The organism is Mycetocola miduiensis (genome assembly GCF_900115155.1).
GTDB lineage: Bacteria > Actinomycetota > Actinomycetes > Actinomycetales > Microbacteriaceae > Mycetocola_A > Mycetocola_A miduiensis.
In genome coordinates this window covers 76,249-95,398 of the sequence record NZ_FOVM01000009.1, presented here as the reverse complement: position 1 = coordinate 95,398, position 19,150 = coordinate 76,249, and the positions used below count along the sequence as shown (strand labels likewise).

Below are 19,150 nucleotides of genomic sequence, written 5' to 3'. Positions count from 1 at the left end.
GAATAGTGTGGGACCCCACCGCATCCGATGGAGGTTCCCGTGGCATTCACCGTCTCACACGCTCGAGTCCTGGTGACCGGGGGAGCGTCAGGCATGGGGCGTCTCTATGCCCAACGTGCCGTCCAGGAACAGGCGGCGTCCGTCACGCTGTGGGACATCGACGCCCTCACGCTGGATGCCACCGCGAGCGCGCTCTCCGGCTATGGGACGGTCATCCACACGCGGGTCGTCGACGTGTCAGAGCTCGACGACGTGAGGAGCGCCGCCACACACGAGCTCGACGAGGGGCGGGTGCCTGACGTTCTCATCAACAACGCGGGCATCGTCCGGGGCAACGAGTATTTCTGGAACACCGACTCCGAACGTGACACCGAACCGACCATGCGGATCAACGCGATCGCACCGATGCACATCACGCGCGAGTTCCTGCCGGCGATGATCTCCGACGCTCCGTGGGAGAAACGCATCCTTAACGTGGCATCCGCCGCAGGCACTCTGTCGAACCCCCGGATGAGCGTTTACGCAGCGTCGAAGTGGGCGCTGATCGGCTGGAGCGACTCGGTGCGGCTGGAACTCGAGCGCTCCGGCAACGCACACGTTCGAATCACAACATTCTGCCCGTCGTACGTCGCCACCGGCATGTTCGAAGGCGCCAGGGGTCCGTTGATGACGCCCGTCCTGTCGCCCGACATCGCCGTCGCTCGCGCCTGGCAGGCCATGCTCGCCGGAAAGCCGATGCGGAGAACTCCGTGGACCGTCGGCCTGGCGAGCACCCTCAAAGGTGTGCTTCCGCAGCGCGCATGGGATGTGGTCGCCGACCGCGTCTTCTCGGTTTACTCGAGCATGGACGAGTACACCGGTCGGGTTGCGACCCCGCGGGTGGCGGAACCGACACGCGAGGAGGAACGTTCGTGACCGATCTGCTCAGCTCTGCGTTCGCGACACGGGTCGCCGCGGCGAGGGATGCCTTCCGAGCGGGAACCACCAAGCCCATCACCTGGCGGCTGCGGCAACTGACGGCCCTGCGGCGGATGCTGCTCGAACAGGGTTCCGCCCTCGAGGATGCTCTCGCCTCAGATCTGGGAAAGAGCCCAACCGAGTCGCAGATGAGCGAAATCGGCGTGGTCGTCGGTGAGATCGACAACACGATCCGTCACCTGCGCCGCTGGCTGCGCCCCAAGCGTGTGTCCGTTCCGCTGTCGGTGGCTCCCGCCGCGGCGCGTGTCGTCCGCGAACCGCTCGGAGTGGTGCTCGTCATCGGGCCCTGGAACTATCCCGTGCAACTCGCGCTGGTTCCGCTCGCCGGAGCGCTCGCCGCGGGGAACGCCGTTCTCCTGAAACCGAGCGAACTCGCGCCGGCGACATCCGCTCTCCTCGCCCGGCTGATCCCTGAATACCTCGACAGGTCAGCAGTCGCCGTGATCGAGGGCGGTGTCGATGAAACCACCGAGCTGCTCACCGAGAAGTTCGACCACATCTTCTTCACAGGCAACGCCAGGGTCGGACGCATCGTCGCCCACGCGGCCGCCGAACACCTCACCCCGGTGACGCTCGAACTCGGGGGAAAATCACCGGTCTACGTGCACGACGATGCCGACCCGGCCGAGATCGCGGACCGCCTGGTCTTCGGCAAGTTCCTCAACGCCGGGCAGACCTGTGTCGCACCGGACTATGTCCTCGCGACGCCGGAAACTGCACGACGGCTCCTTCCGCACCTGCAGGACGCCGTCTCCCGGCTGTACGGGGACGACCCGCAGGCAAGCCCGGACTACGGGCGCATCGTCAACGACCGCCAGTTCTCCCGCCTTTCCGCGCTGCTCGACGGTGTACGGGCCGACATCGGTGGAACAACCGACAAGGCAACGCGATACATCGCCCCGACCATCGTCGACGGTGTCGGGACGGACGCGCCGCTGATGCAGGAGGAGATCTTCGGGCCGATCCTCCCAATCGTGCACGTATCCGGCGTCGACCAGGCCATCGAGGTCATCTCAGCGCGCGAGAAACCGCTCGCGCTCTACCTGTTCACCGAGTCGCGGGCGATCGTCCGCCGATTCCTCCGCGACACATCCTCCGGGGCGTTCGGCGTGAGCATTCCCGCAGCTCATCTGCTGGTACCCGGGCTCCCGTTCGGTGGGGTGGGGGAGAGCGGCATGGGCCGCTACCACGGGGAATTCTCGATCGACACGTTCAGCCACCACAAGGCGGTGCTCAGCAAACCCACCCGTCCCGACACCCTGAAACTCATCTACCCGCCGTTCACAGCCCGGCGCGAGGCCCTCATCCGGCTCTTCGTCGCCCGCACGGCGAAGAGGCGCCGGTGACGCCATGACCGACACGGCCCTACCGAACATGGACGCGCTCGCAGCGTCGATGCGCACGGTGCTCGACAACTGCGTGTGGAGCCAGACGATGACGCACGCGTCGCTGGTCACCTACCTCATCGAGGAAAGCTACGAACTCATCGACGCCGTTGAAGCGGACGACCGCGACGTCATGCTCGAGGAACTGGGCGATGTCTTGCTCCAGGTCGTGTTCCACGCCGAGATCGCCCGCCGGACGCCCGCCGAGCGGTTCTCGCTCGACGACATCGCCCGGGCCGCGAACGAGAAGATGATCCGACGTCACCCGCACGTCTTCGGCGACGAGACCGCTCTCACCGTCGAGGAAGTCTGGCGGGTCTGGAGCGCCGCCAAAGCCGCTGAGAAATCCACACGGACGAGCGCACTCGACGGCATCCCGCAGAGCATGCCCGCTCTCGCGCTCGCCGAGAAGGTGCTCAGCAGAGCAGAGCGCGCGGGCCTTCTCGGCCCAGGCCAGGGCCAGGCGAAACCCCAATTCTCAGACGAAGCCGAACTCGGGCGGCTCCTGCTCGACATCTCGGCCGCTGCCCGGTCGCAGGGGCTCGACGCAGAGAGGGCGCTCCGCTCGGCGCTCCGTGAGCTGCAGGACGGCATCCGCGACCAGGAAGCCGCGACTGGCTCCTCCTGAACCGGACGCCCCTGAACCGGACGCCCGGTGGGCCCATGCCAGAATTGAGCCATGGCCTCTCCTGTTACACCGCCCCGCGGTATGCGCGATTTCCTTCCCCGGGACAAGGCCAGGCGAGAGCATGCCCTCGGGATCATCCGGGCGGTGTACTCCGATTTCGGATTCGACGAGATCGAAACACCCGTCGTCGAGGACTACGCCCGGCTGCACTCTGGCCTCGGCGGTGACAACGAAAAGCTTGCGTTCAACGTCCTCAAGCGGGGGCTGACTCCCGAGGATGCGGTCAGCGCCGCCGAATCCGGCAGCCTAGACTCGCTCGCCGACCTGGGGCTCCGCTTCGACCTGACCGTCCCGCTGGCCCGGTTCTATGCGACCCACCGTGCCGAGCTCCCTCCCGTGTTCCGTGCCGTCCAGATCGCACCGGTCTGGCGAGCGGAGCGCCCGCAGAAGGGCCGTTACCGGCAGTTCATGCAGTGCGATATCGACATCATCGGTGAGGCAGGACCCCTCGCTGAAATCGAGCTGATCAGCGCGACATCCGCCGCCCTCACCGCACTCGGACTCATCGGGTGCCGGGTGCGGATCAACGACCGGCGCCTGCTCACCGGGATGCTGGATGCGTTCGGTTTCGTTCCCGCGGAGCACCCAGGCGTTCTCATCACCGTCGACAAGCTCGACAAGATCGGAACCGCAGGCGTTCTCGCTGAACTCCGCGAGCGGAACGTGACCGCCGAAGCCGTGAACCGGCTCGAGGAGTTCTTCGCGCGTCCGACACCTGACGACCAGCTCTTCGGCGAAGCGCAGATCCGGTCACAGCTCCCGGCAGGCGTCGACGACACCGTCATCGCGGAACTGGCCACGATCGGCACGGCGGTGACCCAGGCCGACTCGACGCCACTGGTCTTCGACCCGTTCCTCGTGCGGGGGATGGGCTACTACACCGGCCCCATCTTCGAGATCGAGCACCCGGAACTCGGCTACTCCCTCGGTGGTGGTGGACGCTATGACGGAATGATCGGGCGGTTCCTCGGCCAGAACGTGCCGGCGACGGGGTTCTCGATCGGCTTCGAGCGGATCGTCGACCTGCTCGAGCTCGCCGAAGACGCCGGTACCGACTCCCTGGTGCTGGTTTACGAGCAGGATGTCGCACCGGCCACCCTGGTTGCGCTCAAATCCGAGCTCATCGCTGCGGGGAAGCGGGTAAGGCTCGAGAAACGGGTCAAGAACCTCAAGGCCCTCCTCGACCGTGTGACGGCGGAAGGCTTCTCGGCATTCGCGTTCGTAACCCCGGCGACAGCATCCGCGGCCGACCTGGAGCTCAAGCCCCTGGGCTGAAACGATTCGCAGGAAATCGCACGGTTAGCAGGACAGAACACGCGAAAGCGTCCTGATAACCCTGTGATCTCCTGATTAGCGAGCGTCAGAGCCCGTGCCTCCTCCGGCCGAAACCTGCTCGTAACCTGCCGAAGCCGGGTGGCTAGACTGAGCGCGGGTCAACGTCGCTCCACACAATCCACTGGCAACACCCCGAACAGGAGAAAAACTGTGGCACTTATTGATGCTGTAGGCGCTCGCGAAATTCTGGATTCCCGCGGGAACCCGACCGTTGAGGTCGAGGTTCTCCTCGACGATGGCACGGTGGAGCGTGCAGCCGTTCCGTCCGGCGCTTCGACCGGCGCGTTTGAAGCCTACGAACTGCGGGACGGAGACGCCGACCGTTACCAGGGCAAGGGCGTCCTCAACGCCGTTGACGCGGTCCTCGACGAGATCGGCGACGCTGTCGAAGGGCTCGAGGCCGACGACCAGCGACTGCTGGACAAGACTCTCCGCGACCTTGACGGCACCGACAACAAGGAACGCCTCGGCGCCAACGCCATTCTCGGCGTGAGCCTCGCCGTTGCAAAGGCTGCCGCACAGGCCGCCAACCTTCCCTTGTACCGCTACCTCGGTGGTCCGAACGCCCACGTGCTTCCGGTGCCGCTCCTGAACATCATCAACGGTGGTTCGCACGCGGACAACGACGTCGACATCCAGGAATTCATGATCGTCCCGCTGGGCGCGGAGAGCTTCTCCGAGGGCCTTCGCTGGGGCGTCGAGACCTACCACGCGCTCAAAGCGCTGCTGAAGTCGAAGGGCCTCGCCACCGGCCTTGGCGACGAGGGCGGATTCGCGCCGAACCTGCCGAGCAACCGCGCGGCACTCGACCTTATCGTCGAAGCGATCACCAACGCCGGTTACACCCCGGGCAAGGACATCGCGCTGGCACTCGACGTCGCAGCAACCGAATTCTTCAAGGACGGTTCCTACCACTTCGAAGGCAAGCAGCTCTCGGCGCAGGAGCTCAGCGCGTACTACGCGGAGCTCGTCGCGGCGTACCCGCTCGTCTCCATCGAGGACCCGCTCGAGGAGGAGGACTGGGAAGGCTACCAGCACCTCACCGCCGAACTGGGCGACAAGGTGCAGATCGTCGGCGACGACCTGTTCGTGACCAACCCGAGCCGTCTCGGCAAGGGCATCGAGCTCAAGGCCGGCAACTCCATCCTCGTCAAGGTGAACCAGATCGGTACCCTCACCGAGACCCTCGACGCCGTCGCCCTGGCACAGCGCTCCAGCTACACGGCGATCCTCTCGCACCGCTCCGGTGAGACCGAGGACACCACCATCGCCGACCTCGCCGTTGCCACCAACGCCGGCCAGATCAAGACCGGTGCGCCTGCCCGGTCCGAGCGGGTCGCGAAGTACAATCAGCTGTTGAGGATCGAAGAAGAGCTGGGCGAATCCGCGGTTTACGCGGGCCGCAGCGCCTTCCCGCGGTTCTCGGCGTAACCGTCCCAACAACTCCCGGTATGCGTCGAAGATCGACCCATACCGGGAGTTGTGCTTGGACCGCTAGAGAACGAAGAGGAGCGGCGCGTGGCCAGACGACCAGGAAGCACCCGCTCGAGCTCGACAAGGCGACCGGCCAGAGCAGCGCGATGGGCCGGCCCCAACGGAACACCAGCGCCCGAAGCTGAGGCGGGAAGCTGGATCAGGGGCATCCGTTTCTCGGGTTTCGGTCTCCTGATGATGTCGCTTCTGGTGCTCGGGATCGTCGTCATTGCGCCGAACCTCAAGGCGTACATCGAGCAGCGCCAGCAGATCGCGCAACTGGAAGCATCCGTCGCTGAGAGTGAAGACGAGATCGAGCGGCTGAGCGTCGAACGCGAACGCTGGAACGACAGCACATACGTGATGACCCAGGCACGCGACCGCCTGTTCTACGTCAACCCCGGCGAAGTCAGCTTCATCGTCCTGAATGACGTCGATTCGGCGCTGCTCGGCAAGGATGAGGCTCCGGTCAGCACGGAACTGACCGCGACGAAAGTGAACTGGGCCGAGTCGATGCTGGCCTCCCTTGTCACCGCAGGACTGACGGACGTCTCGACCGCTCCGTCTGCTCCTCAGGCACCCACGCCGGAGCCCACTCCCTGAGCTGGGATAATGGGTGCATGACGACACCGCCATTCGAGACCGTGACGGCCGACGATATCCGGGCCGTCTCCGCCCAACTGGGACGACCAGCCCGCAATGTCGTCGGGATTGCGGCGCGCTGTGTCTGCGGGGCGCCGACCGTCGTGTCGACAGCTCCCCGGCTTGATGACGGTACGCCGTTCCCGACCTTCTACTACCTCACACACCCCGCTGCGACAGCCGCCGTGTCGACGCTCGAAGCCACGCAGGTGATGAACGAGTACAACGATGACCTCGCCGCGGACGAGGACCTCCGTGCCGCGTACACATCAGCGCATCAGGCTTACCTCACCGATCGGGAGAGCATCGCGGTGGTTCCGGAGATTGCGAATATTTCCGCAGGCGGGATGCCTGTCCGCGTGAAGTGCCTCCACGCTCTCGTCGGCCACGCCCTTGCGGCAGGCCCTGGAGTCAATCCGATCGGTGATCGCGCGCTGGAGCGGGCCGACTGGTCCCCGAACGTGTGCGCATGTGTGGACGTCGATGATGAGGCTGATCGCGACGAGGCTACCCCGGCGGGGGAGTGAGCTCGATGCTGCAGAAGACCCGGGGGATCTTCGCAGGGGGGCTGGCGACGCTCTTCGTCGTCGGGGTGGTCGCGGCCGGGGTGACCCCGGCGCACGCCGACCCGGTCCGTGATGCCCAGTACTGGCTCGCCAACTATGGCATCGCGGATGCGTGGCAGCACAGCACCGGCGCTGGCACGACGATCGCGATCATCGACACCGGCATCGCCGACGGCCCCGCGGAGTTCGCCGGAGCGGTTGTCGCCGGCCATGACGCCTCGGGTGTCGGCGGCGCCAACGGCAGAACCCCGGTGGGTGGGGCGGATGAGAACCCACACGGCAGCTGGGTCGCATCGCTCGCCGCAGGGCGAGGCAATGGCGACGGCGCCGGTGTGATCGGCGCAGCGCCCGGGGCCAGCCTCATTTCGATTTCCGTGGGTTTCGGCTCGAGCGGATCCACCATTCCATTTGCCGACCAGATCGCTGATGCGATCCATTTCGCCGTCGACAACGGTGCGGATGTCATCAATATGTCGCTGACGACCAACACCAAGGACTGGCCCGAGAGCTGGGACGAGGCGTTCACCTACGCGTACGACAACGACGTCATCGTCGTCGCTGCGGCTGGCAACCGCGGCAGCGGAACCGAAGAGGTGGGGGCTCCGGCCACCATCCCCGGCGTCCTCGTCGTCGCCGGCGTCGACGCGTCAGGCAAGGCGAGCTACGACGCGTCGAGCAGGGGGATCACCCTGTCGGTGGCCGCGCCGAGCGAAGAACTCGTCGGCGTCTCACCCGACGGCGGGTACGTCCAGTGGGCAGGAACCAGCGGGGCATCCCCGATCGTCGCCGGCGTCGCGGCCCTCGTCCGTTCGCGATACCCGGACATGGATGCCGCCAACGTCATCAACCGCATCATCCGCACCGCCAGTCCGGTGCAGGGTGAAGTCCTTCCGAATGCCATCTACGGATACGGCTATCTGAACGCCGTTGCCGCGGTGACAGCGGATGTCAAAACTGTCGACGAGAATCCAATGGGGGACCTCGCCGCCTGGATCACGCAGCACCGGAAGGCGGCATCCGCGCCCGAAGCAATCCCTCAGGACACGGGAACGATCCCTGAGGTCCCGCCGCTTGATACGGCCCCCGGCCCGCCGAATCCTTTCCTCCCGACGCGCGACACCCTGCTGTATGTCAGCCTTCCGCTCGCCCTGTTCTTGGGAACTGGTACCCTAGTAGTGCTCGGTGCCATCGGTGCCACCCGGCACCTCAAGCGGTCGGTTCGAAGACAGTAGCCTGCTTGAGTCCGTGCGACCCCCCAGTAGGAGAATTTTCACCGTGCCAAAAATTTTGATTGTCGGTGGCGGCTATGCCGGTTTTTACACCGCATGGAAGCTTGAAAAGTGGCTGCGTCATGGAGAAGCAGAGGTCACCGTCGTTGACCCGCTTCCGTACATGACCTACCAGCCGTTCCTCCCCGAAGTGGCAGCAGGGTCGATCGAACCGCGTCACGCGGTCGTCGCCCAACGCCGTCACCTCAAGAAGACGAACATCCTCACGGCCAAGGTCACCAACATCAACCACGCCCAGAAGAAGGCGACGATCCTCCCAGCCGTGGGCGAGCCATGGGAGTTCAACTACGACATCGTCGTGGTCACCGCCGGCGCTGTGTCACGCACGTTCCCGATCCCGGGTGTCGCCGACGAGGCGATCGGCCTCAAGACGATCGAAGAGGCTGTCGCGATCCGCGACCGCGTCCTGTCGAACTTCGACAAGGCAGCCACCCTCCCGGCCGGACCTGAGCGCGCACGCCTGCTCAACTTCGTCGTCGTCGGTGGCGGCTTCGCCGGCATCGAAGTCTTCGCCGAACTCCGCTCCTTCGCGAGCGCGCTGCTCAAGAACTACCCCGAGATCACATTCGAAGAGGTCGAGTTCCACCTCATCGAGGCGATGGGGCGAATCATGCCCGAGGTCAGCGAGAAGACCAGCCACTGGGTGCTCAAGAACCTCGCCGAGCGCGGCGCTCTCGTTCACCTCGACACCCAGCTGACCTCAGCCGTCAACGGCAAGATCGAGCTGTCGACCGGTGAGACGTTCGAGTCCGACCTCATCATCTGGACCGCTGGCGTCATGGCCAACCCGCAGATCGTCCGTAACACCGACCTCCCGATCGAAGAGCGCGGCCGTCTCGTTGTGCGCCCGGACCTCCGCGTCGGCACCGACGACGAGATCGTCCCGGATGCGTGGGGTGCCGGTGACGTGTCTGCGGTCCCCGACCTTTCCGGTGGCGGCGTTGGCGGCTACTGCGTGCCGAACGCCCAGCACGCCGTTCGCCAGGGCAAGCTCATGGCGAAGAACATCGTCGCGGTCCTCCGCAACGAGGACCCGAAGCAGTACGTCCACAAGAACGCGGGCGCCGTCGCCGGCCTCGGTCTTGGCGTTGGTGTCTTCCAGTCCGGCAAGATCGCCATCAAGGGCTTCCCTGCCTGGCTTGCGCACCGTGCCTACCACGGTCTGGCCATGCCGACCTGGGAGCGCAAGATCCGCGTCATCGTGGGATGGGTCACCAACTTCTTCCTGGGCCGCGACATTGTGAGCCTGATCGCTGTGCAGACGCCTCGGGCCGCTTTCGAGGAGTTCGCCTCCCGTCCGAAGCCGCCCGCCGCCGCGGATACGGTCAAGCCGGTTGAAGCCCTCAAGAAGCCGGCCGTCAAGAAGGTAGCGAAGCCGGCCATCGAGAAGGAATCCGTCGCCGCGTCGAAGTAGCGCGGTATGAGTGATGAGCCCGGTCCGGGAATGGACCGGGCTCATCATCATTAACCGGGTCGTCGGCATCCCTGGCTCACTACACTTGCTGGCATGTTCCCTCTCGGGCGTGCGGCGTTCGACAGCGCCCTCTCATGAAGGCGGTTGTCTACGACCGCTACGGGCTGTCTGACATGCTGCGGGTGGAAGAGGTTTCGGTACCCGTACCAGGAGCGAATCAGGTGCTCGTCGAAGTCGCGGCTACCTCGGTCAACCTGTCCGACTGGGAGTCCCTGATGGGCAAACCGGCGTACGCGCGGATCGGCGGGCTGCGAACTCCCGCGCGGCCGGTGCTGGGCTCCGACATCGCGGGACGGATCGCAGCGGTCGGATCCGGGGTGACGCGGTTCCGCGTTGGGGACGAGGTCTACGGGGACAACCTGCGCCTTATGGGCGGTTTCGCCGAGTTCGCTGTGGCAGCTGAAGCATCGCTCGTGCGTAAACCCGCACAGTTGAGCTTCGTCGAAGCGTCGACGCTGCCTCAGTCGGGGGCGATCGCGGTTCAGGGGACAGCGATCGCACGGCCGGGCCAGCGAGTGCTCATCAACGGCGCGGGGGGAGGGGCCGGCGCGTTCGCCATCCAACTTGCCTCGCTCGCCGGGGCACATGTCACCGGTGTCGACAATGCGGGCAAGCTCGCGTTCATGCGCGATGTCGGTGCCGACGAGGTCCTCGACTACCGCAAAGAGGACTTCACCCGGCAGGAGCCGTTCGATCTTGTTCTGGATCTCGTCGCCTACCGATCCGTGTTCGCTTACCGGCGGGCGCTGGCTCGCGGGGGCCGTTATCTCTGTGTCGGCGGAACCGTTCGTGCACTCCTGCGGGTGGCGACCGTCGGAGCGGCCGCCGCAGCGCTCACCGGGCGGCGGCTGGGGATCCTCGTGGCGAGGGAGGGTCCGGAATACTTCGGGCCGGTCGCGGAGCGGTGCATCGCCGGTGAGGTGCGCATCCACATCGACCGCACCTTCTCGATTGACGAGGTGCCCCAGGCGCTCGCGACGGTCGGTGAGGGGCGTGCGCTCGGCAAAGTCGTCGTAACCCCTCAGGCTGCCGGGGGAGCGTCAGATGCTCCCGGTCCCGCGCAATAAGCTATTCAGGCATGCCCCCGTAGTCCAATGGCAGAGACAGGCGACTTAAAATCGCTCCAGTGTGGGTTCGAGTCCCACCGGGGGTACCAGCCCGGACAGAAAGACCAGGAAACCCGACGTTCAGGCACCGACGTCGTGACTCTGCTGAGAGCGTTCGGCGATGTCGGCATCCGGGTGGGGGCACCCCGAGGGTGTTTGGCGGTCAGCGCCCGCTGTATCGTCAAAGTATGAGCGCGACCACACGTGGTCTCGACCGGATGCCCGGGATGCCCCGCAGGGCGGCGTTGCAACGCCGCATCCGGCTGATCGTTGCCATCACGATCACCTACAACATTCTCGAGGCGATCATCGCCCTGGCAGCCGGAGCCGTGGCATCCTCCGCCGCCCTCATCGGGTTCGGCCTAGACTCGATCGTTGAAGTGTTGTCGGCCGCCGCGGTGGCCTGGCAGTTCACAGCATCCGACCCCCAGAAGCGTGAAAAGGTCGCGTTGCGGGTCATCGCGTTCTCCTTCTTCGGCCTCGCCGCCTACGTCAGCGTCGACGCATTGCTGTCCCTCTTCGGCGTGCGTGATGCGGAACACAGCGCCGTCGGCATCCTCCTCGCCGCTGTCAGCTTGATTGCGATGCCGTTCCTGAGCTGGTTCGAGCGCCGCGCCGGAAGGGAGCTCGGGTCGGCATCAGCGATCGCCGACTCGAAGCAGACCCTGATCTGCAGCTACCTGTCCGCCACGCTCCTCGCCGGGCTGCTGCTCAACACTCTGTTCAGTTGGGCTTGGGCGGATTCGATCGCCGCGCTCGTGATCGCCGCCTTCGCAATCGGTGAAGGGCTCCAAGCGTGGAAGGGTGAGGCGTTCCCTGTGCCTGTGTCGGTTCTCACCGGCGAGCGACCCGCACCGGCTGACGTGACCCCACGCGCTACTTGGCCTGGTCGTAACTCGACACCGTAGCGACCGTCAGCGCGAAATCGACCGGGAAGTTTCCGAAAAGCAGGCGACCGGCGTCGTCCGCGGCCTCAGTCACGGCGATTGTGACCGCGTCAGCGAGGTGGGCGGGCGTGTGCACCATGACCTCATCGTGCAGGAAGAGCACCAGGTGCGGTTCGCCCCGCTCGTCGGCGAGGGCGCGGAGTCGTTGGCGCAGCCCGGCCATCCAGCACATCGCCCACTCCGCCGCGGTGCCCTGGGCGACGAAGTTGCGAGTGAAGCGTCCCCAGTCACGAGCCGCCTGACGCGCCCGCCGGTCGTCCGCCGCCGGGGCATCCGTCGACGGAACGGCGTCAGCGCCTGCCCAGTCGTCACCGGGCAGGGGGGAGCTGCGACCGAGCCACGTGCTCACCTGCTCACCGCGTTCCCCGGCGCGGGCCGCAGCCTCGACGAGGCCAATCACCCGCGGGAACGCACGGGTCAGCCGCGGCATGAGCCGGGCGCTTTCACCGCTGGTCGCCCCGTAGAGCGCACCGAGCATCGCGATCTTCGCGTGCGCGCGGGTGTCGACGACGCCAGCGTCGACGAGGCCCTGGTAGAGGTCACGTTTGCGGCCGGCCGCAGCCATGGCTTCATCGCGGGACATCGCCGCGATGATTCGAGGTTCCAGCTGGGCGGCGTCCGCCACGACGAGCGACCAGCCCTCATCGGCGTGCACCGCTCCGCGGACCTCGGCTGGCAACTGGAGGGCGCCTCCGCCCCGGGTGGCCCACCGGCCGGTGACCACCCCACCAACGACGTACTCGGGATGGAACCGTCCGTTCTGCACCCACGCGTCCATCCACGCCCAGCCGTTCGCGGACAACAGCCGGGCGCCTTTCTTGAATTCCAGCAACGGTTCGATGGCGGGATGCCGCAACTCGCGCAGCTCCCATTTGCTTGTTCCCGTCACAGGCAGGCCCGCCCTCTTCAACGAGCGGAGCAGATCCGGTTGCGAATCAGGGTTGAGCGCCGGGTTGTCCAGTGCGACGCGGATCCGGTCGGCCAGACCCTCGAGCTTCGCGGGTCGCCCGCCGAACTGCGGACGCGGCCCGAGTGCCTCCTCGAGCGTTGCGGCGTGAACGTCCCTGCGCCAGGGCATGCCGGTGAACCGCATCTCCTCGGCGATCAAGGCGCCGCAGGACTCAGCCGCCAGCAGCAACTGGAGGCGCGCTGCCTTCGCTGGGTCGGTGCGCGCCACGTCGTCGAGTGTGTGGCGCTGCAACAGGAATTCTGCGATGGGATCGGCGCCGTTCTCTGACGCCCCGTCGTCGAACAGCGTGTTCGCGTGATCGCCGGGAGGGACCGCGGAACCGTCCCACGCGTTCGCTGGGGCGTCCCGCAGGGCTGTGCCCTTCGTCGCCTCGGCGAGTTTCAGAATGCGGTGCGCCAGTCGGAGATCCTGTGAGCGCTCGACCCGCAGTCCCGCTTGGAGAAGCGCCGGGTACCAGAGGGCCGTGTCGCTCCACACCCACCGCGGCCGTTGTGGCTCACGACTGGCCACGGCGGTGAGGAGTCCGGCCCCGTCGAGGCGGAGGGGTGCAGACGCGACGCCCTCTGGAGTAAGTTCCGTCAGCGTGATGCCGCCACGTGGGGACCCTGCCAGAACAATGAACACCCGTCCATTCTCCCGTTCGCCACCGACAGGCCAGTACCGACAAGCAGGCCAGTACCGACAGGCGAGTACCGGCCGGGGCAGACCCGCAGGATGTCAGTCGGCGGTGAGGGCGGGCTGGATGAGCCGTCGCCAGATCCACAGCGAGAGGCCGACGGCGCCGAAACCGAGCACAATCAGGAATCCGACGATGACCTCACCGCTGGTCTCCCACACGTCGAACACAGGAGCGAGGAGCGCGAAAAGCACGGTCAGCACGACGGTCGTCGACAGGAACCAGGTGGGCCGAGACCACACCAGCAGCGCCCGTCCGTCCAGCTTTCCGAGCGGGATGAGCAACACGGCTGCCGAGCCTACGCCGGCCATCGCAGCGATATTGGCCGTCTCGGTCAAGAGCGACCCGAAGAATCCGGGCGGCGAGCCGAGGAGTGTGGACGCGAGCCAGGCGATGATGCCCGCCGTGAAGACAGCACCGATCCGGATGCCCGCGACAATTCCCCGCGCTGACCGCCTTCCTGAGATCGCTGTGACGGTGAACACGATGCCGAACAGCAGCGCGGGCTGCAGATCCAGGACCCGCGAGACCAGCGCAACGGCTGCAACCGAGAGGAGCAGCCGTGGCGACAGGGCGATCCGGGCCGGCCCGGTCGGCAGCCGGGCAGCGAAGAGTGCCGGCACGGTGGTCGCGACAAGGTTGATCGTAGCCAGCGCGATCACGGATGCCAGCAGGACACGAAGGTATTCGGGCTCGCCGTGCACGGGGGTGGCGAAAAGGACGATCGCAGCGGCCAGGCCGACCAGGAGCGCAGACGTGACACGCTCACCGGGCCCGGTGAGGACCGGGGCTGGGTCGTCGTGGGTCGGCACGCGGTTTCGGCCGGTGAGTGACAGGGAGGAACGCAGGCCCCGGCGCGGGCCGACCGTGGTGGCGAGCATCCGTGCGGGGACGAGCAAGAGGAGGATCGCAACGGCGGCGAGGACCAATGCCCGGAGCCAGGACAGGTCGGTGGTCGCGACGGCCGACGGCACCGCTTTCGTGAACGGTGTGGCGGCGTCCCAGCTTCCGGCCGCGGGCGGCTCCGTCTCGGGAACGGGAGGTGACGGGACGGCCGGGGCCGGAGTCGGCGTTGGCGTCGACGCGGGCGGCACGACGGGGGCTACGGCAGCGTCATCGCTGGGGCTCGGCGACGGGACGACCTGCGGCGCTGCCGTCGCAGGTCGCGCGACCGTGACAGTGAGCGGAGTGCTTCCTGCACCCGGGTTGCCGGCGGCATCCGTCTGGAACGCGGTCACCGTTACCTTTCCCGATCCCGCGGGCAGGCGCCTACCCGAGCACGACCAGACGCCGCCGGACACGGGAGTGGAACAGAGCGCCACGTCGACGCCGGATGCGGTGAGTGCGAAGACGTTCACGGTTGCGCCGTCTTCACCGGTGCCGGAGTACAGCACGCCCGTCGGGGAGATCGTGCTCCCGGGGGCGGGGGACGTTACAGCCGGGGCGTCAGGCGCGTCGACGTCGAGCAGGATGGTGCGGCTCGCGCTGGAGTCGGACGAGCTGCCCTGGCTGAAGGAGGTGGACTGGCTGGCGGTGAGGGTGTACATGCCACTACCGAGATCGCGCGGCATCACATAGGCCCAGGTGCCATCCGATCCCGCCGGGAACGACCACGACGGTCCGCCGTCCACGGACAGGGTGATATGTGCGTTGGGGTAGCCGCCGCCCCGGACAAGACCGCCGGTCAGCAGGGGAGATGCTCCGGCGATGGTGGGCGGAGCAAGAACATCCACCAGCACCGTCTCAGACTCGACGTTCTTGCTCCCGGCGACAAGTTGCACGGCGGTCAGCCGGATGTCAGGGCCGCTGGGGAGTCGGGAGACGGCACAGGAGTAATCGGTGGCGGTGCTGCGGATGGTGCACACGTTCGTTCGCGACGTTCCGGCGAGGATCTGGACCTCGGAACCGGCCACTTTCGTCCCGGTGATGACGGCGCTCGCCGAACCGAGGAAGGATCCCTGTACGGGCGATGTGATCGTCGGCGCGTCGTCGTCGAGTGAACGCGGCTCTGGATCTGGTTGGGCACTAGCGGCGCCCGGGAACGCGGCGAGAACGAGAAGAACGGTAATGGATGCCGCGGCAAGCCCCGGGAACATGGGCCAAAGGGCTCGCATGCGCGGCCTGGTCAGCTTGACCGACCGGCCCCCATCACGTCGAGCAGAACTGAAAATCCCCACCTTCGTTCCATTTACGAGTGTGACTCGCGCAGTGTCAAACCAACACGCCCGTTTGGGGGTGTTTCACAGCCACCGCTGCCGGTGTCGGGCATCCGAAAACCGCTAACGTGGAAATCGACGAAGGGAGTGCCGGTGGTGATAGCGCTCTCCGCAGTGGGACCGGCGTCGCCTGCACCCGCCCCCTGGTTGAACCCCGCGCAATTCTGGCCGCGCGTCGAAGCGGCCACGGCCGGCCTTGAGAGCCCGCTCGCGGTCCTCGAGCTCGGGGCGCTCCGATTCAACTCCCACGACCTCGTTCGCCGAGCCGCCGGGAAACCCATTCGCGTCGCCAGCAAGTCGATCCGGGTACGAGGCCTGATTCACGCACTGCTCGGTACGGAGGGTTACGCGGGGGTCCTTGCCTTCACGCTGCCCGAGGCGCTGTGGCTCGCCGAAACGGTCGACGACGTCGTGGTGGGATATCCGACCGCCGACGCCGACGCCATCCGCAGGCTTGCCGCCGACCCCGTCGCTGCAGCACGGGTGACCCTCATGGTCGATTCGGTCGAGCACCTCGACTTCATCGATGCCTGTGTGCCCCCGAACCGGCGAGAACGCCTACGCGTCTGCCTGGAACTCGACGTGTCATGGCAGTCGTCGGTCCTGCTCGGCCACGTGGGGGTGTGGCGCTCGCCCGTCCGCACCGCTGATGAAGCTGCAGCGCTCGCACGTGTCGTCGAGGCCCGGGCCGGATACACTCTCGTCGGCATGATGGCGTACGAAGCCCAGATTGCTGGGCTCGGTGACCGGGGTTCCTGGTCCATGACGAAACGCTGGATGAAAGGGCGGTCGATCGCGGAGCTCACCGATCGGCGATCCGAAGCGGTCGCCGCCGTCCGGCAAATCACCCCGCTGGAGTTCGTCAACGGTGGGGGAACCGGTTCGATCGAAAGCACGTCGCAGGACGAGTCGGTCACCGAGATAGCGGCGGGCAGCGGGATTCTCGGCGGTCACCTGTTCGACAATTACCGGTCGTTCTCGCCGGCTCCGGCTGCCTCGTTCGCGCTCTCGGTCGTGCGCAAACCCGCGCCGTCGATGGCGGTCATCCTCGGCGGCGGCTGGGTGGCATCCGGGCCTCCTGGCGAGGATCGGATGCCGCGGCTCGAATGGCCGACGGGGCTTCAGCTGGTGCCGCGCGAGATGGCCGGTGAAGTGCAGACACCGATTCGCGGCGAAGCAGCATCGAGCCTGGTAACGGGCGACCGGGTCTGGCTACGGCACTCGAAATCCGGTGAACTGAGCGAACGGGTCAACGAATTCGTCGTGGTCGACAGCGACCGGGTCCTTGACCGCCTGCCGACCTATCGCGGCGAGGGGAAGGCTTTTCTGTGACAGCGACCGGAGCGGTGTGGCGCAACTGGGCCCGAACCGAACAGGCCAGACCGCTGCGGGTGGAACGACCGCGGACGACAGCCGCCGTGCAGCGCGCCGTACGAGCAGCAGGTGGATCGGGCATCCCGATCAAGGCCGTCGGGTCGGGGCACTCGTTCACCGGGATCGCCGTGGCGACCGGTGTGCAGCTCGCCCTCGACGACCTGACCGGGCTGATCGACCGGCCAACGGCCGATGGCCGCGCGTCGTTCTACGCCGGAACGCGGCTGCGTGACATTCCCCGTTTGCTCGCCCCGTTCGGCCTTGCGATGAACAACCTTGGCGACATCGACGGGCAGAGCATCAGCGGGGCAATTTCCACCGGAACGCACGGCACCGGCGCCCCATACGGCGGACTGGCCGACCAGGTCCGTGGCGTGACGATCATCACAGGCGATGGCGAGCTCCTGCACATCGACGAAGACGACAACGCGGACCTCCTTCCCGCTGTTGCGCTCGGTCTTGGTGCGCTCGGAATCCTCGCCGAGGTGACCATCGCGTGTGTTCCCCGATTCCTGCTCGAGTCGGTCGAGCAGGCCGAGCCACTCGCCGACGTGCTCGACTCGCTCGCCGAGCGGGCGGCATCCGCCGACCACTTCGAGTTCTTCTGGTTCCCGCACACGGCGACGGCCCTCACCAAAACGAACACCAGGCTGCCGGGCAGTGCCGCGCGGAAGCCGCTGCCGTTCGCCAAGCGGTGGGTCGATGAGAGCCTCATGGCCAACGGCGTTTACCGGGCCACGTGTTTCGTCGGGACGATCCTGCCGCCGGTGATCCCGGTCCTGAACCGGCTGGCAGCGAAGGCCGCCCGCCGCCGCCGCTTCACGGATGTCTCGCACCGCGTCTTCTCGACAAAGCGGACGGTCCGTTTCCGGGAGATGGAGTACGCACTGCCCGCGGAGAACGTACCAACGGTCATCCGTGAGATCGAGGCGCTCATCGCCCAGCGGCGATGGCGGATCAGCTTCCCGATCGAAGTACGTTTCGCCGCCGCGGACTCCCTGTGGCTTTCGACCGCGTACGGTCGCGACACCGGGTATGTCGCCGTTCACCGCTACATCCACGAGAACCCGGCCAGGTATTTCGCCGCGGTCGAAGCGATCCTGATCGAACACGGCGGGCGCCCCCACTGGGGCAAGATGCACACGCTGGGTGCAGGAGACCTCCGCGCACTGTATCCACGCTTCGACGACTTCCTCGCCGTGCGCGACCGGCTCGATCCACGACGCCTGTTTTCCAACCCGTATCTCACGCGCGTGCTCGGCCCCTGACCCCGAGGGTTTGCCTTGAGAACCGACGGTATCCTCATGGTCCCGTGCGGTCGCTCACGTAGAATGGAGGGGATCATCCGCACGCACTTGCCTACCAGCACACCAAGGAGCTCTCGCCATGGAATGGCTCATTCCTGTACTCATCATCGTCGCACTGGCGGTCATCGTCGGTATCTATTTCTGGGTCACCTACAACTCCCTGGTGTCCCTCAACGTGCGCGTTGACGAAGCCTGGAGCGACATCACCGTGCAGCTCAAGCGTCGAGCGGATCTGATCCCGAACCTGATCGAATCGGTCAAGGGTTACGCAGCCCACGAGCGGGCCGTCTTCGAGAATGTCACGAGGGCGAGGGCCGAAACGCTCAGCGCGCAGGGACCAGCAGATGCCTCGGCAGCCGAGAACCACATGCAGCAGGCGCTGAAGTCGATCTTCGCGGTGGCCGAGGCCTACCCGCAGCTGCAGGCGAGCCAGAACTACCTCCAGCTCCAGGGAGAGCTCGTCGACACCGAAGACAAGATCCAGGCGTCACGCCGTTTCTACAACGGTGGCGTCCGGGAGTTGAACACAAAGATCAAGGTGTTTCCCAACAACCTCATCGCCAAGAACCTCGGATTCACCGAGCGTGAGTTCTTCGAGGTCACCGACAACGCGGCGATCGCGGAGCCGCCGCGCGTGCAGTTCTAAACCATTCGACACGGGCTCGGGCGTGAAATTGCGCCCGGGCCCTTGCTGTATCCCGAGGTCAACAGTGAAAGGACGATG

At 66.4% G+C, this 19,150-nt stretch carries 16 protein-coding genes and 1 tRNA gene; 15 read left to right on the top strand and 2 right to left on the bottom strand.

The annotated features are described in order from the left end of the window. Positions 1-39 precede the first annotated feature (39 nt). The 12 genes from BM197_RS14205 to BM197_RS14150 all read left to right on the top strand — a co-directional run bounded on the left by BM197_RS14205 (position 40) and on the right by BM197_RS14150 (position 11,844). Positions 40-915, top strand: a complete 876-nt coding sequence (locus BM197_RS14205; protein ID WP_090712764.1) for an SDR family NAD(P)-dependent oxidoreductase — start codon at positions 40-42, stop codon at positions 913-915. Next, positions 912-2,324, top strand: a complete 1,413-nt coding sequence (locus BM197_RS14200; protein ID WP_342714591.1) for an aldehyde dehydrogenase family protein — start codon at positions 912-914, stop codon at positions 2,322-2,324. Before BM197_RS14205 ends, BM197_RS14200 begins: the two co-directional genes overlap by 4 nt. A gap of 4 nt (positions 2,325-2,328) precedes the next feature. After that, a complete protein-coding gene (locus BM197_RS14195; RefSeq protein WP_090712682.1) occupies positions 2,329-2,991 on the top strand; it encodes a nucleoside triphosphate pyrophosphohydrolase in 663 nt (220 codons plus the stop codon). A 51-nt stretch (positions 2,992-3,042) separates the two neighbouring features. Further along, a complete protein-coding gene (hisS, locus tag BM197_RS14190; protein WP_090712680.1) occupies positions 3,043-4,326 on the top strand; it encodes a histidine--tRNA ligase in 1,284 nt (427 codons plus the stop codon). A 210-nt stretch (positions 4,327-4,536) separates the two neighbouring features. Beyond that, positions 4,537-5,817 (top strand): phosphopyruvate hydratase, encoded by a 1,281-nt coding sequence (gene eno / locus BM197_RS14185; protein WP_090712678.1) that lies wholly within the window; start codon positions 4,537-4,539, stop codon positions 5,815-5,817. Positions 5,818-5,904: 87 nt separating this feature from the next. Then, complete coding sequence (locus tag BM197_RS14180) at positions 5,905-6,462, top strand: FtsB family cell division protein (RefSeq protein ID WP_143095084.1); 558 nt, start codon at positions 5,905-5,907, stop codon at positions 6,460-6,462. Positions 6,463-6,479: 17 nt separating this feature from the next. Continuing rightward, positions 6,480-7,028 (top strand): DUF501 domain-containing protein, encoded by a 549-nt coding sequence (locus BM197_RS14175; RefSeq protein ID WP_090712674.1) that lies wholly within the window; start codon positions 6,480-6,482, stop codon positions 7,026-7,028. 5 nt (positions 7,029-7,033) lie between these two features. After that, positions 7,034-8,299 carry a S8 family serine peptidase gene (locus BM197_RS14170; RefSeq protein ID WP_090712761.1) on the top strand — a complete coding sequence of 422 codons (1,266 nt, stop codon included), beginning with the start codon at positions 7,034-7,036 and terminating at the stop codon, positions 8,297-8,299. 43 nt (positions 8,300-8,342) lie between these two features. Then, positions 8,343-9,770, top strand: coding sequence for an NAD(P)/FAD-dependent oxidoreductase (locus tag BM197_RS14165; RefSeq protein ID WP_090712672.1), 1,428 nt, complete (start codon positions 8,343-8,345; stop codon positions 9,768-9,770). A gap of 134 nt (positions 9,771-9,904) precedes the next feature. Continuing rightward, positions 9,905-10,897, top strand: coding sequence for an NAD(P)-dependent alcohol dehydrogenase (locus BM197_RS14160; RefSeq protein WP_090712670.1), 993 nt, complete (start codon positions 9,905-9,907; stop codon positions 10,895-10,897). A gap of 13 nt (positions 10,898-10,910) precedes the next feature. Further along, positions 10,911-10,986, top strand: a tRNA-Leu gene (locus tag BM197_RS14155). Between the two features lie 138 nt (positions 10,987-11,124). Next, positions 11,125-11,844: a cation efflux transmembrane domain-containing protein gene (locus BM197_RS14150; protein WP_090712668.1), complete on the top strand. Its 720-nt coding sequence runs from the start codon at positions 11,125-11,127 to the stop codon at positions 11,842-11,844. Here BM197_RS14150 and BM197_RS14145 read toward each other — a convergent pair. Next, positions 11,813-13,477: a bifunctional 3'-5' exonuclease/DNA polymerase gene (locus BM197_RS14145; RefSeq protein ID WP_090712667.1), complete on the bottom strand. Its 1,665-nt coding sequence runs from the start codon at positions 13,475-13,477 to the stop codon at positions 11,813-11,815. The genes BM197_RS14150 and BM197_RS14145 overlap by 32 nt on opposite strands. 93 nt (positions 13,478-13,570) lie before the next feature. Further along, positions 13,571-15,643 (bottom strand): Ig-like domain-containing protein, encoded by a 2,073-nt coding sequence (locus BM197_RS14140; protein WP_143095083.1) that lies wholly within the window; start codon positions 15,641-15,643, stop codon positions 13,571-13,573. 195 nt (positions 15,644-15,838) lie between these two features. On the opposite strand from BM197_RS14140, the gene BM197_RS14135 reads away from it, so the two are divergent. The 3 genes from BM197_RS14135 (at position 15,839) to BM197_RS14125 (ending at position 19,072) form a co-directional block, all read left to right on the top strand. Further along, entirely contained in the window at positions 15,839-17,077 is a 1,239-nt protein-coding gene (locus tag BM197_RS14135; RefSeq protein WP_425435731.1) for an alanine racemase, read from the top strand. Continuing rightward, positions 17,074-18,387 (top strand): D-arabinono-1,4-lactone oxidase, encoded by a 1,314-nt coding sequence (locus BM197_RS14130; protein WP_090712663.1) that lies wholly within the window; start codon positions 17,074-17,076, stop codon positions 18,385-18,387. The genes BM197_RS14135 and BM197_RS14130 overlap by 4 nt, the downstream gene beginning before the upstream one ends. Before the next feature lie 118 nt (positions 18,388-18,505). Further along, positions 18,506-19,072, top strand: coding sequence for a LemA family protein (locus tag BM197_RS14125; RefSeq protein ID WP_090712661.1), 567 nt, complete (start codon positions 18,506-18,508; stop codon positions 19,070-19,072). The last annotated feature ends 78 nt before the right edge of the window (positions 19,073-19,150 follow it).